The 13259-nt window shown below is 62.4% G+C and carries 15 protein-coding genes; 12 read left to right on the top strand and 3 right to left on the bottom strand.

The window, feature by feature from the left end:
- The first annotated feature begins 298 nt into the window (after positions 1-298).
- On the top strand, positions 299-829 hold the full coding sequence (locus tag ACMGGN_RS04920) for an RNA polymerase factor sigma-70 (protein ID WP_414156494.1): 531 nt from the start codon (positions 299-301) through the stop codon (positions 827-829).
- A gap of 79 nt (positions 830-908) precedes the next feature.
- Here the strand turns inward: ACMGGN_RS04920 and ACMGGN_RS04915 are convergent, their stop codons facing one another.
- Both ACMGGN_RS04915 and ACMGGN_RS04910 read right to left on the bottom strand, forming a co-directional pair.
- Positions 909-1922 carry a GNAT family N-acetyltransferase gene (locus tag ACMGGN_RS04915; protein ID WP_115274251.1) on the bottom strand — a complete coding sequence of 338 codons (1014 nt, stop codon included), beginning with the start codon at positions 1920-1922 and terminating at the stop codon, positions 909-911.
- A 64-nt stretch (positions 1923-1986) separates the two neighbouring features.
- On the bottom strand, positions 1987-2787 hold the full coding sequence (locus ACMGGN_RS04910; RefSeq protein WP_346641018.1) for a transporter substrate-binding domain-containing protein: 801 nt from the start codon (positions 2785-2787) through the stop codon (positions 1987-1989).
- A gap of 163 nt (positions 2788-2950) precedes the next feature.
- Here ACMGGN_RS04910 and ACMGGN_RS04905 point away from each other — a divergent pair, with 163 nt between their 5' ends.
- Both ACMGGN_RS04905 and ACMGGN_RS04900 read left to right on the top strand, forming a co-directional pair.
- Positions 2951-3496 (top strand): exonuclease domain-containing protein, encoded by a 546-nt coding sequence (locus ACMGGN_RS04905; RefSeq protein ID WP_119687513.1) that lies wholly within the window; start codon positions 2951-2953, stop codon positions 3494-3496.
- Positions 3497-3587: 91 nt separating this feature from the next.
- Complete coding sequence (locus ACMGGN_RS04900; RefSeq protein WP_012315400.1) at positions 3588-3872, top strand: pyrimidine/purine nucleoside phosphorylase; 285 nt, start codon at positions 3588-3590, stop codon at positions 3870-3872.
- A 159-nt stretch (positions 3873-4031) separates the two neighbouring features.
- Here the strand turns inward: ACMGGN_RS04900 and ACMGGN_RS04895 are convergent, their stop codons facing one another.
- Positions 4032-4724: an alpha/beta family hydrolase gene (locus ACMGGN_RS04895; protein ID WP_414156493.1), complete on the bottom strand. Its 693-nt coding sequence runs from the start codon at positions 4722-4724 to the stop codon at positions 4032-4034.
- A gap of 49 nt (positions 4725-4773) precedes the next feature.
- Here ACMGGN_RS04895 and ccoN (ACMGGN_RS04890) point away from each other — a divergent pair, with 49 nt between their 5' ends.
- The 9 genes from ccoN (ACMGGN_RS04890) to ccoG all read left to right on the top strand — a co-directional run bounded on the left by ccoN (ACMGGN_RS04890) (position 4774) and on the right by ccoG (position 13246).
- The gene (ccoN, locus tag ACMGGN_RS04890) at positions 4774-6198 is read left to right on the top strand and encodes a cytochrome-c oxidase, cbb3-type subunit I (RefSeq protein ID WP_012315402.1); all 1425 of its coding nucleotides are present in this window, start codon (positions 4774-4776) and stop codon (positions 6196-6198) included.
- A 13-nt stretch (positions 6199-6211) separates the two neighbouring features.
- The gene (gene ccoO / locus ACMGGN_RS04885) at positions 6212-6820 is read left to right on the top strand and encodes a cytochrome-c oxidase, cbb3-type subunit II (RefSeq protein WP_023381403.1); all 609 of its coding nucleotides are present in this window, start codon (positions 6212-6214) and stop codon (positions 6818-6820) included.
- A 5-nt stretch (positions 6821-6825) separates the two neighbouring features.
- Complete coding sequence (locus tag ACMGGN_RS04880) at positions 6826-7017, top strand: cbb3-type cytochrome oxidase subunit 3 (protein WP_012315404.1); 192 nt, start codon at positions 6826-6828, stop codon at positions 7015-7017.
- A complete protein-coding gene (ccoP, locus tag ACMGGN_RS04875; RefSeq protein ID WP_046785291.1) occupies positions 7014-7955 on the top strand; it encodes a cytochrome-c oxidase, cbb3-type subunit III in 942 nt (313 codons plus the stop codon). The genes ACMGGN_RS04880 and ccoP (ACMGGN_RS04875) overlap by 4 nt, the downstream gene beginning before the upstream one ends.
- 368 nt (positions 7956-8323) lie before the next feature.
- Positions 8324-9766 (top strand): cytochrome-c oxidase, cbb3-type subunit I, encoded by a 1443-nt coding sequence (ccoN, locus tag ACMGGN_RS04870; RefSeq protein WP_012315406.1) that lies wholly within the window; start codon positions 8324-8326, stop codon positions 9764-9766.
- Entirely contained in the window at positions 9766-10374 is a 609-nt protein-coding gene (gene ccoO, locus ACMGGN_RS04865; protein ID WP_046785292.1) for a cytochrome-c oxidase, cbb3-type subunit II, read from the top strand. The genes ccoN (ACMGGN_RS04870) and ccoO (ACMGGN_RS04865) overlap by 1 nt, the downstream gene beginning before the upstream one ends.
- A 5-nt stretch (positions 10375-10379) precedes the next feature.
- A complete protein-coding gene (locus ACMGGN_RS04860) occupies positions 10380-10577 on the top strand; it encodes a CcoQ/FixQ family Cbb3-type cytochrome c oxidase assembly chaperone (protein ID WP_012315408.1) in 198 nt (65 codons plus the stop codon).
- Positions 10574-11554 (top strand): cytochrome-c oxidase, cbb3-type subunit III, encoded by a 981-nt coding sequence (ccoP, locus tag ACMGGN_RS04855; protein ID WP_046785293.1) that lies wholly within the window; start codon positions 10574-10576, stop codon positions 11552-11554. Before ACMGGN_RS04860 ends, ccoP (ACMGGN_RS04855) begins: the two co-directional genes overlap by 4 nt.
- Positions 11555-11830: 276 nt before the next feature.
- The gene (ccoG, locus tag ACMGGN_RS04850; RefSeq protein ID WP_046785294.1) at positions 11831-13246 is read left to right on the top strand and encodes a cytochrome c oxidase accessory protein CcoG; all 1416 of its coding nucleotides are present in this window, start codon (positions 11831-11833) and stop codon (positions 13244-13246) included.
- Positions 13247-13259 lie beyond the last annotated feature (13 nt).

Raw genomic sequence — 13259 nt, 5'->3', positions numbered from 1 at the left:
TCCTGCCAGTGTCTGGGTAAGTCGGGCCGGCTGCCGCGCGTGGTTCGGCGGGCAGCGTCCGGCGGCCGGATGTACACAGGGGAACGGATGGGCAACGCAAGAAATTACCGGGAAGTCGCAGCGACCAGGCGCACGGAAAGTGACGCGCATCACGATCGCCTGCTTAGAACTGAAACTAATAGATACTCATTAACTTTCGTATTTGACAATCATTATCATTCTGAATAGTTTGTCGCACGTCGTAGGAAGCTTCCCCAAGTGGGGTGCTCCTATTCCCCTCTGTGACAAGGTGATTTCCATGGCGGAACAACTATCCACAAGTAAGTGCGATTCACCATTACTCCAGGCATTCGTCGACAACCGCAGCATCCTGGTCAAGATCGCAGCCCGCATCACCGGCTGCCGCTCACGGGCCGAAGACGTGGTGCAGGACGCTTTCTTCCGGCTCGGCGCCGCCCCCCAGATCACCTCGTCGTTCAAGGCCCAGCTCAGCTACCTGTTCCAGATCGTGCGCAACCTGGCCATCGACCATTACCGCAAACAGGCGATGGAGCTGAAGTATTCAGGCAGCGAAGAGGAAGGCTTGAACGTGGTCATCCAGAATGCCTCGCCCGAAGCCACGCACATCAACCTGGCGGCCCTCGAGCACATTGCCGAGGCGCTCAACGAGCTGCCCCAGCGCACCCGTTACGCTTTCGAGATGTACCGCCTGCACGGCGTGCCGCAGAAAGACATCGCCAAGGAGCTGGGCGTGTCGCCCACGCTGGTCAACTTCATGATCCGTGATGCGCTGGTTCATTGCCGCAAGACCGCCAGCCGCCAGGCCTGAAGCAGCTGCAAGCTGCAAGATGAATCAGCGGCGACGCGCCCTTCTCTTGCAGCTTGAAGCTTGCAGCTCGAAGCGCCCCCTAAGCCAGCCTGCAGCGATCGAAAAACCGCTCCCGCCCCAGGATCATCAACGCTGCGCGCTTGTGCGGAAAATCGAACTCCTTGTCGCAATGGAAGCACTGGTCGTGCATGTAGCCGATCATCTTGCCATTGTCGGCACGGGGCTCGGCCACCACCCGCTGGGTGCGTGGGTCATCCAGAAACAGGTAGTGCACCAGCGCCGACAGCCAGCTGGCGACCTTGTGCGGACCGCGATGCGCCTGCTCACCCACCAGCATGTGGATGCCGCGGTCGTAGTCGTCAACTTGATAGAACGGCGCGATGCGGTCCTCCTTGGCCCAATAAGCCTCGAAGTAGGCAAATGGCTGATCGTCGAAGCAGCCGATCAAGGTCACGGTGTGCGGGTCGGCTTCCAGCTTGGCCAGGTATTCCCTGTGCTGCTCCAACGACCCGCCCTCCTGCCAGAATTGCTCCACACGCGGATCGTTCTGCCAGCGATTGAAGCGCTCCAGGTCCTGTTCGAGCTCCAGGGTGCGCAGCGACACCCAACTCCCCAGGCGCGCATCGAAGCGCCGATACACCTCGCCACGGGGCTTGGGTGCGCGGCGCGGGTGGCGTTTGCCATTGCTGATCTGCATCTGTTGCGGGTACGCGCCGCTGACCGGCTGGCCGAGCCAGGGCTGTGGCAATTGCCAGAACATGGAGCGCTCGCACAGGTATACGCCCGGCTGTTGCGTGGTGAGCAGCAGGCCGCTGGCAAGGGCCTCAGGTACAGACTGCGGCAGGTGCCAGGCAAGGCGCTGGCAGGCTGGGTCACGCGACAACAACCAATAACAGGCGGCCCACAGGGCCTGCTGTGGGCGTTCGGGGCACAGGCGTTCAACATGCACCGCCAGGGTAGCGGCTGGCGCCAGGCGCACCTGGATCAGCGGGCGGCCCTCCAGGGTCAGGCTCAACCAGCAATCGCCCTCTTCAGCGCTCAGGCTGCGCCAGCGAGGCTGTGACAAGGGTTGCGAAGCGGCATCGAACGGCATGGTCAGGGCTCACAGAAAATGAAAGAAAGGCTCACTTCTGAAAACGTCACTGCAATCGGGGAATTTAGTCATTGGGGGCTTGGACGGTGATCCGGTAAGGCTGGAAGATGCGGGCAAGCTCCCCGGTATCACGCAGGTGGCGCAGCAGCGCGGCCAATTGCGCGTCGCTGATAGGCGCGCCGGGGCGCAGCAAAGCATAGTGATGGTAGACCTGGTCGATGCGCGTGGAGGCCATCAACTGGTCGTGACTGGCCGGGTTGCGCGCCAGGAAATCACTGAGGTACGAGCGCGTCACCAGGGCGATGTCGGCTCTGCCGGCCTGCACCATCAGCAGGTTGCTGTCGTGCGAATAGGTCAGCGTGGCGTTGTAGGCCTTGCGCAGGTAGTTGGGGTCCGGGTTGAAACGGGCGAATGCATAGTGGTAGCCGTTGAACAGCGCCAGCCGTTTGCCGGCGAGGTCATCGAAATAGTGCTGGTCCCGGCCATCGGCCCGTTTGGCGACGAACACCTCGGCATCTTCCAGGCCCATGTCCACCGCCTGATGCGGTATCCGTTGCCAGCCCCACTGCGGGTTTTCGAAGATGGCCATGTCGGTGCGGCCTTGCTGGAAATCGCCAAAGCGCCGCTGAATCGATGTGGGCACCAGCACGAAGCGATAATCTTGCTGCAGGCGGTTCAACGCTTCGACCAGTTGCGGCAGCAGCCCGGTGTCGGCACCCTGCTCGGGGCGAACCGTATAAGGCGGAAAATGCGCAGCGCCGACCTTTACCTCGATGGCGTCGGCAGCCCAGACCGGTGCCGCCAGCCATACCGCGGCCAGCATCAACAGGGTGGTCAAAGCCTTCAGGCCGGGCGCTGGAGTCAAGACGGACACTCATCACGGTTCATACCTGGATGCGCCTAAGCTAGGCGTTTTCCTGGCAAGGCACAACTGCTGGTTATGCCAAAGTGAGGGCATTTTGCCAGGGGATGCCGTGACGCCGGACATTGGCTACGCTGCTTTGGCATGTATGGCGAGGGAGCCTGGTATGGGCCACTGGTTGGTGATCGACCTGGAAGCCACCACCGACGACGGTGGCTGGCCGGTGACGGAGATGGAAATCATTGAAATCGGCGCCAGCCTGGTGACCCGTGAAGGCCGCGAAGTGGACCACTTCCAGCGCTTCGTGCGGCCCAGGCGGCGGCCGCAACTGACGCCGTTCTGCCGCGAACTGACGCACATCAGCCAGGCCAATGTGGATAGCGCAGCGCCATTTCCCGAGGTATGGGCGCGTTTCGAACGCTGGTTGGGGCACCATCGCGGGCAATTGCAGGCTTGGGTCAGCTGGGGTGATTACGACCGCCAGCAGTTACTGCAGGAATGGCAGCAACATGAGCTCGACAGCCTGTTGCGCGACCTGCCGCATATCAACCTCAAGCAGCGCTTCGCCAAGGCTCGTCACCTGCAGCGTCCGACGGGCCTCAACGGTGCCCTGCAACTGGCCGGTATGCATTTTTGCGGGCAACAGCACCGGGCGCTGGAGGATGCCCGCAATACCGCGCGGCTATTGCCCTTGAGCTTGCCGGGCATTTGAGCTCGAGGCGCCTGAAAGCAGATGACGGGGGGGATGGGCTTGGGCATACTGGCCAGCCCTTTTTCATCCCTTCTTTTTCAGGAGTCGCCCCATGTTCAAGGTCAACGAGTACTTCGATGGTACCGTCAAGTCGATCGCCTTCGAAGGCACTGAAGGCCCGGCCACCGTCGGCGTCATGGCACCGGGCGAATACGAGTTCGGCACCGCCAAGCGCGAAATCATGCACGTGGTTTCCGGTGCGCTGACCGTCAAGCTGCCGGGCAGCGACAACTGGGAAACCTTCAACGCCGGCGACAAGTTCAATGTGGCCGCCGACAGCAAGTTCCAGCTGAAAGTGGCGGTGGATACTGCCTACCTGTGCGAGTACCGCGACTGATCTGTTGCTGCACACACGGTCGCTTGTAGGAGCGGCCTTGTGTCGCGAAAGGGCTGCGAAGCAGACCCAGCAATTGTTGTTGCGCTGCTGAATCCTGGGTCTGCTTCGCAGCCCTTTCCGACCGGTCCGGCGCCCCGGCAAGGCCGCTCCTACAGGTAGTCAGCCTCTGAGGAACCCCGCAACCTTCTCAGCCGCCGCCTGCAAATGCTGCTCATGGCTGAACCCCGAAGCCTTCAGCGGTTTCAGATCATGATCGCCTGTCACCAGCCAGCTCACCTCGATCGACGGTGACAGCGCATACCCCTGCACGGCTTCACGATTACCCAGCGCATCCCGCTCGCCCTGCACGATCAACGTCGGTGTCTGCAAGCCCGCCAAATGCTCGACCCGTGGTTTTTCCGGTTTGCCCACGGCATAGAACGGATAGCCCAGGCACACCAGCGCGTCAGCACCCAACTCGTCGGCCAGCAGGCTGGCCATGCGCCCGCCCATTGACTTGCCGCCAATCGCCAGCTTGCCCGTGACCAAAGGTCGCACCTGCCGGTACACCTCGCGCCAGCATTCGAGCAGCACCTTCTGTGGGTTGGGTGGCCGCTTGCCACCCCCTGCCCTGCGCTCGGCCATGTAAGGGAACTCGAAGCGAACCACCCCTACGCCAAGCGCCGCCAGCCTTTGCGCCATTTCATCCATGAACCCGCTGTCCATCGGCGCGCCAGCGCCATGGGCCAGGATCAGGCACGCCGCAGCACTGCCATCTTGCTGATTCTGCGCCGAATTGCAGTGCAAGCCTGGGACATTTCCGATCTTCGCCCATTGATCCCCGTCAATACCGGCACGTTGCCCATTAATCATGCTTGCCTCGCTGTAAAGCCTGCCAATAACCGTGGATGGGAACCCATACATGAACACAACCAGCAGTACCGCCTATAACTACAAGGTGGTCCGCCAATTCGCCATCATGACGGTGGTGTGGGGAATCGTCGGGATGGGGCTCGGCGTCTTCATCGCCGCCCAGCTCGCCTGGCCTTCCCTTAACTTCGACCTCCCCTGGACCAGCTTCGGCCGCCTGCGCCCACTGCATACCAATGCGGTGATCTTCGCGTTCGGCGGCTGCGCACTGTTCGCCACCTCCTATTATTCGGTGCAACGCACCTGCCAGACCACCCTCTTCGCACCAGGGCTGGCCGCGTTCACTTTCTGGGGCTGGCAACTGGTCATCCTGCTGGCGGCCATTACCTTGCCGCTGGGTTACACCAGCTCCAAGGAATACGCCGAGCTGGAATGGCCGATCGACATCCTGATCACCATCGTCTGGGTCTGCTACGCCATCGTGTTCTTCGGCACTTTGATCAAGCGCACCACCAAGCATATCTATGTCGGCAACTGGTTCTTCGGTGCCTTCATCCTGACCGTGGCCATGCTGCACATCATCAACAACCTGGAACTGCCGGTCAGCCTGACCAAGTCGTACTCGGTCTACGCCGGGGCCACCGACGCCATGGTGCAGTGGTGGTACGGCCACAACGCCGTGGGCTTCTTCCTCACTGCAGGCTTCCTGGGGATGATGTACTACTACGTGCCCAAGCAGGCCGAACGCCCGGTGTATTCCTATCGCCTGTCGATCGTCCACTTCTGGGCGCTGATCACCCTGTACATCTGGGCCGGCCCCCACCACCTGCACTACACCGCGCTGCCCGACTGGGCGCAGTCGCTGGGCATGGTGATGTCGCTGATCCTGCTGGCCCCCAGCTGGGGCGGCATGATCAACGGCATGATGACCCTGTCCGGTGCCTGGCACAAACTGCGCAGCGACCCGATCCTGCGCTTTCTCGTGGTATCGCTGGCGTTCTACGGCATGTCCACCTTCGAAGGCCCGATGATGGCCATCAAGACGGTCAACGCCCTGTCCCACTACACCGACTGGACCATCGGCCACGTGCATGCCGGCGCCCTCGGCTGGGTGGCGATGATCTCCATCGGCGCGCTGTACCACACCATTCCGCAAGTATTCGGCAAGGCACGCATGTACAGCATCGGCCTGATCAACGCGCACTTCTGGCTGGCGACCATCGGCACCGTGCTGTACATCGCCTCGATGTGGGTCAACGGCATCGCCCAGGGCCTGATGTGGCGCGCGGTGAACAGCGACGGCACGCTCACCTACTCGTTCGTGGAAACCCTGGTGGCCAGCCACCCGGGCTTCATCGTGCGTTTCGTCGGTGGTGCGATCTTCCTCAGTGGCATGTTCCTGATGGCCTGGAACACTTGGCGCACCGTACGTGCTCCGGCCACCGAGGCCGCCCCTGCCAACGCCCAGCTGGCCTGAGGAGACCTGCCTGATGAAACATGAAGTCATCGAAAAAAACGTCGGCCTGCTGGCCCTGTTGATGGTGTTCGCCGTCAGCATCGGCGGCCTGACCCAGATCGTCCCGCTGTTCTTCCAGGACGTCACCAACAAGCCGGTCGAAGGCATGAAGCCTTACACCGCGCTGCAGCTTGAAGGCCGCGATATCTATATCCGCGAAGGTTGCGTGGGCTGCCACTCGCAGATGATCCGCCCGTTCCGCGCCGAGACCGAACGCTACGGCCACTACTCGGTGGCCGGTGAAAGTGTGTGGGACCACCCGTTCCTGTGGGGCTCCAAGCGTACCGGCCCGGACCTGGCCCGGGTCGGCGGGCGCTACTCCGACGACTGGCACCGCGCGCACCTGTACAACCCGCGCAACGTGGTACCGGAGTCGAAGATGCCGTCCTACCCATGGCTCGTCGCCCAGCAGGTCGACAACAGCCACACCGACACCAAGATGCGCACCCTGCGCACCCTGGGGGTGCCGTACACCGACGAGGACATTGCCGGTGCGCGTGATGCGGTCAAGGGCAAGACCGAGATGGACGCCCTGGTCGCCTACCTGCAGGTGCTCGGCACCGCGATCAAGAACAAGAGGTGAGTGCGATGGAAATGGATATCGGCATGATCCGCGGCGTGGGCACCCTGGTGGTGATGATTGCCTTCATCGGCCTTTCGCTGTGGGTGTTCAACCGCCGCCGCGACCATGATTTCGCCGAAGCGCGCCTGCTGCCCTTCGTCGACGACCGCCTGCCCCCTGCCGGGCAGGACACTGGCATGAGGAGTAATCCCCAATGACTACCTTCTGGAGTACGTACATCTGCGTACTGACCATCGGCAGCCTGATCGGGCTGACCTGGCTGCTGCTGTCGACCCGCAAGGGCCAGAGCAGCAACACCACCGACCAGACCATGGGGCACAGCTTCGACGGCATCGAGGAGTATGACAATCCGCTGCCCAAGTGGTGGTTCTGGCTGTTCGTCGGCACCCTGGTGTTCGCGGTGGGCTACCTGATCCTCTACCCGGGCCTGGGCAACTGGAAGGGCGTCCTGCCCGGCTACGAGAATGGTTGGACCGGCGCGAACGAATGGCAGAAGGAAATGGACAAGGCCGACGCCAGGTTCGGCCCGATCTTCGCCAAATACGCGGCCATGCCGGTCGAGGAAGTGGCCAAGGACCCGCAGGCATTGAAGATGGGCGGCCGCCTGTTCGCCTCCAACTGCTCGGTGTGCCACGGCTCGGACGCCAAAGGCGCCTATGGTTTCCCCAACCTGACCGACAACGACTGGCGCTGGGGCGGCGAGCCCGAAACCATCAAGGCGTCGATCATGAATGGCCGCCACGGCGTGATGCCCGCCTGGGCTGAGGTGATCGGCGAACAGGGCGTGGCGGATGTAGCCGCCTACGTGCTGAGCAACCTCGATGGCCGCAGCCTGCCGGAAGGCGCCAAGGCTGATGTGGCCAAGGGCAAGGAGATCTTCGCCGGCAACTGCGTGGCCTGCCACGGGCCCGAGGGCAATGGCACCCCAGCCATGGGCGCGCCTAACCTGAACCATCCGCAGGCGTTCATCTACGGTTCGAGCTTTGCCCAGCTGCAGCAGACCATTCGCTATGGCCGCCAGGGGCAAATGCCGGCCCAGGTGGATATCCAGGGCAACGACAAGGTGCATTTGCTGGCGGCTTATGTGTACAGCCTTTCGCAGGGTGATATGCCTGCAACCGTGACTGCCAAGTAACACCCCGGGGCCGCAAAGCGGCCCCAGCACCTCCCCGCCCCTAGCCCCGCCTTGCACCCCCTCCGAACAGAACTAAGCTTGTTGCCACAGTGGCCTTCGCTGTCAATCCAGCGAAGCAGACGCGGTGCATCGCCTGACGCCGCCTGGAAAAAAAGCTTGACCGATCGATCAGAAAAAGATGAAAAACGGTACACATTACAAATATTTATTTGTGTACAATCGCCCGAACCCTATTGCCGCGGGACACCGGCATAAGGGCCCGGACACGGGTCGGCGCAGGGCTCCTTGCGTTGCCATAACCCTGGCGGTTATCGATACTGGCGCCGATTTTTCAACCAACAAGAACACCAAAACCGTGGAACCTTAGAATGAGCACAGCAATCAGTCCGACTGCTTATAACTATAAGGTCGTCCGCCAGTTCGCCATCATGACGGTGGTCTGGGGGATCCTTGGCATGGGCCTGGGCGTTTTCATCGCCTCGCAGCTGGTGTGGCCGCAACTGAACCTGGACCTGCCCTGGACCAGCTTCGGCCGCCTGCGCCCCTTGCACACCAACCTGGTCATCTTCGCCTTCGGCGGCTGTGCGTTGTTCGGCACCAGCTACTACGTGGTGCAGCGAACCTGCCAGACCCGGCTGATTTCCGACAGCATGGCCGCCTTCACCTTCTGGGGTTGGCAGGCCGTGATCGTCGGTGCGCTGATCACCTTGCCGATGGGCTACACCACCACCAAGGAATACGCCGAGCTCGAGTGGCCACTGGCGATCCTGCTGGCCATCGTCTGGGTGACCTACGGGCTGGTGTTCTTCGGCACCATCGTCAAGCGCAAGACCAAGCACATCTACGTCGGCAACTGGTTCTACGGCGCCTTCATCGTGGTTACCGCGATGCTGCACATCGTCAACCACATCTCGCTGCCGGTGAGCCTGTTCAAGTCCTACTCGGCCTACTCCGGCGCCACCGACGCGATGATCCAGTGGTGGTACGGCCACAACGCCGTGGGCTTCTTCCTCACCACCGGCTTTCTGGGGATGATGTACTACTTCGTGCCCAAGCAGGCCGAGCGGCCGATCTACTCGTATCGCCTGTCGATCGTCCACTTCTGGGCACTGATCACCCTGTACATCTGGGCAGGCCCGCACCACCTGCACTACACCGCGCTGCCCGACTGGGCGCAGTCGCTGGGCATGGTGATGTCGATCATCCTCCTGGCGCCGAGCTGGGGCGGCATGATCAACGGCATGATGACCCTCTCCGGTGCCTGGCACAAACTGCGCACCGACCCGATCCTGCGCTTCCTCGTGGTATCGCTGGCGTTCTACGGCATGTCCACCTTCGAAGGCCCGATGATGGCCATCAAGACCGTGAACTCGCTGTCGCACTACACCGACTGGACCATCGGCCACGTACACGCCGGCGCGCTCGGCTGGGTGGCGATGATCTCGATCGGCGCCGTGTACCACATGATCCCGCGCCTGTATGGCCGCGATCAGATGCACAGCGTGGGCCTGATCAACGCGCACTTCTGGCTGGCGACCATCGGCACCGTGCTGTACATCGCCTCGATGTGGGTCAACGGCATTACCCAAGGCCTGATGTGGCGCGCCATCAACGACGACGGCACGCTGACCTACTCCTTCGTCGAAGCCCTGCAGGCCAGCCACCCGGGCTACATCGTCCGCGCCCTGGGCGGTGCGTTCTTCGCCTCCGGCATGCTGCTGATGGCTTACAACGTGTTGCGCACCGTACGCGCCGCCAACCCGGCAGAAGCGGATGAAGCCGCCAAGATCGTTGTTGTGGGAGCCCACTGATGAAGCATGAAGCTGTCGAGAAGAACATCGGCCTGCTGGCCTTCTTCATGGTCATCGCCGTGAGCGTCGGTGGCCTCACCCAGATCGTCCCGCTGTTCTTCCAGGACGTCACCAACAAACCCGTCGAAGGCATGAAGCCGCGCACCGCGCTGGAAGTCGAAGGCCGTGACATCTACATCCGCGAAGGTTGCGTGGGCTGCCACTCGCAGATGATCCGCCCGTTCCGCGCTGAAACCGAGCGCTACGGCCACTACTCGGTGGCCGGTGAAAGCGTGTGGGATCACCCGTTCCTGTGGGGCTCCAAGCGCACCGGCCCGGACCTGGCCCGCGTCGGCGGCCGCTATTCCGATGACTGGCACCGCGCACACCTGTACAACCCGCGCAACGTAGTGCCGGAGTCGAAGATGCCATCCTACCCGTGGCTGGTGGAGAACACGCTCGACGGCAAAGACACCGCGAAGAAGCTGGAAGTGCTGCGTACCCTGGGCACGCCGTACACCGATGCCGACATCGCCGGTGCCCGCGACGCGGTCAAGGGCAAGACCGAAATGGACGCACTGGTCGCGTACCTGCAAGGTCTTGGCACCATCATCAAAAGCAAACGGTGACGCTGATGGATATCGGGATGATTCGCGGCCTGGGCACCGTCGTGGTGATGGTGGCCTTCGTGGGCCTGGCGCTGTGGGTGTTCAACCCACGGCGCAAACAGGAGTTCGACGAGGCAACCCAACTGCCGTTCGCCGATGACCCCGAGGCCAAAACGCACGTCGAGCAAGCGCAAGCAAAAGCTTCTGGGAGCAAACAACAATGACAACCTTCTGGAGTCTGTACGTCACCGTCCTGACCCTGGGCACCATCTTCGCGTTGACCTGGCTACTGCTGTCGACCCGCAAGGGCCAGCGCGAAGAGGTCACCGACGAAACCGTCGGGCATGCCTTCGATGGCATCGAGGAATACGACAACCCCCTGCCCAAATGGTGGTTCTGGCTGTTCGTCGGCACCATCATTTTCGCCCTCGGCTACCTGGTGCTGTACCCGGGCCTGGGCAACTGGAAAGGCGTGCTGCCTGGGTATTCGTACCTGGATAACGACAAGCAGACCGAGTTCACCAACGGTCAGCCCGGCTGGACCGGCGTGCACGAGTGGGAAAAAGAAATGGCCAAGGCCGATGCCCGCTTCGGGCCAATCTTCGCCAAGTATGCGGCCATGCCTATCGAAGAAGTGGCCAGGCAGCCGCAAGCGCTGAAGATGGGCGCGCGGCTGTTTGCGTCCAACTGCTCGGTGTGCCACGGCTCCGACGCCAAGGGCGCCTACGGCTTCCCCAACCTCACCGACAACGACTGGCGCTGGGGCGGCGAGCCGGAAACCATCAAAGCCAGCATCATGGGCGGCCGCCATGGCGTGATGCCGGCGTGGGCGGAGGTGATCGGCGAGCAAGGCGTGGCCGACGTGTCAGCCTTCGTGATCAGCAAGCTCGATGGTCGCAGCCTGCCTGAAGGCGCCAAGGCCGATGTCGAGAACGGGCAGAAGATCTTCGCCGCCAACTGCGTGGCGTGCCATGGCCCTGAAGGCAAAGGCACACCCGCCATGGGCGCGCCGAACCTGACCCACCCGCAGGCGTTCATCTACGGTTCGAGCTTCGCTCAGTTGCAACAGACCATCCGTTATGGTCGCCAGGGGCAGATGCCGGCGCAGGAGCAACTGCAGGGCAATGACAAAGTTCACCTGCTGGCGGCTTATGTGTACAGCCTGTCGCATCAGGAGCAGGAGCCTGAAAAGGCCGAGTGATGCCTGCACTGGCCTATCGCCAGCAAGCCGGCCCCCGCACCGCGTGGGAGCCGGCTTGCCGGCGATAGGGCCGGTAGATTCAGCGCTAGATGACCTGGATCAATTGACACCCGCCTTAACACGATCAACACCCCGAACCCAACGCGACTAAAGGTCGCAGAGCGACCCCGGCGTGCCATCAGCGGCGTATCATGGGGCGCAGCGCTAGCAGAATGCGCGAGACTGCGGCCGGCACGCACTGGCCGCGGCATTTCTCCACTGCCGTGGGACTTGATGATGAGCAAGCAAATTCCGGTACATGACGTTACCCCGCCTGCCAGCAAAGGGAAGGATTCCGTCGACCTCTACGCCTCTCGCGAGAAAATCTACACCCGCGCCTTCACCGGCCTGTTCCGCAGGTTGCGGATGGTCGGCGGGGCAGCGCTGTTCCTTTTGTACTTTGGCACTGTCTGGCTGAACTGGGGCGGCCATCAGGCCGTCTGGTGGAACCTGCCCGAGCGCAAGTTCTACATCTTCGGCACCACCATCTGGCCGCAAGACTTCATCCTGCTCTCGGGCATCCTCATCGTCGCCGCCTTTGGCCTGTTCTTCGTTACCGTGTATGCCGGCCGCGTATGGTGCGGCTACACCTGCCCGCAAAGCGTGTGGACGTGGATCTTCATGTGGTGCGAAAAGGTCACCGAAGGCGACCGCAATCAGCGCATGAAGCTTGACCGGGCCCCGATGAGCGCCAACAAGTTCCTGCGCAAGTTCACCAAGCACAGCCTGTGGCTGCTGATCGGCTTCGTCACCGGCATGACCTTCGTCGGCTACTTCTCGCCGATTCGCGAACTGGCCATCGAATTCTTCACCGGCCAGGCCGATGGCTGGGCCTACTTCTGGGTCGGCTTCTTCACCCTGGCCACCTACGGCAACGCCGGCTGGCTGCGCGAGCAAGTGTGCGTGTACATGTGCCCCTACGCACGCTTCCAGAGCGTGATGTTCGACAAGGACACCCTGATCGTCTCCTACGACCCGCGCCGCGGTGAAACTCGCGGCCCGCGCAAGAAGGACACGGACTACAAGGCCCAGGGCCTGGGCGACTGCATCGACTGCACCATGTGCGTACAGGTCTGCCCCACCGGCATCGACATACGCGACGGGCTGCAGATCGAGTGCATCGGCTGCGCCGCCTGCATCGACGCGTGCGACAGCATCATGGACAAGATGAACTACCCCAAAGGCCTGATCAGCTACACCACCGAACACAACCTGTCGGGGCAGAAGACCCACATGCTGCGCCCAAGGCTGATCGGCTACGCACTGGTGCTGCTGGTGATGATCGGCGCCCTGGCCACCGCCTTCGCCACCCGCTCGCTGGTGGGCTTCGACGTCAGCAAGGACCGCGTGCTGTACCGCGAGAACGCCCAGGGGCGGATCGAGAACGTGTACAGCCTCAAGGTCATGAACAAGGACCAGCGTGATCACGTCTACGTGCTGGACGCCGCTGGCCTGCCTGACTTGCGGCTCGAAGGCCAGCGGGAAATCCGCGTGGCCGCCGGCGATATCGTCAGCCTGCCGGTGCAGTTGTCGGTCGCCCCCGAGAAGCTGCCCTCGACCACCAACGAAATCACCTTCACCCTCAAAAGCGCCGATGACAGCGCTGCCGAGGTCGAAGCCAAGAGCCGCTTCATCGGCCCACAGATCCGCTGAGAGAGAACGCGAA

Source organism: Pseudomonas sp. BNK-30, from assembly GCF_047456185.1.
Classification (GTDB): Bacteria; Pseudomonadota; Gammaproteobacteria; order Pseudomonadales; family Pseudomonadaceae; genus Aquipseudomonas; species Aquipseudomonas putida_E.
This window is presented reverse-complemented; position numbering and strand designations above follow the sequence as displayed.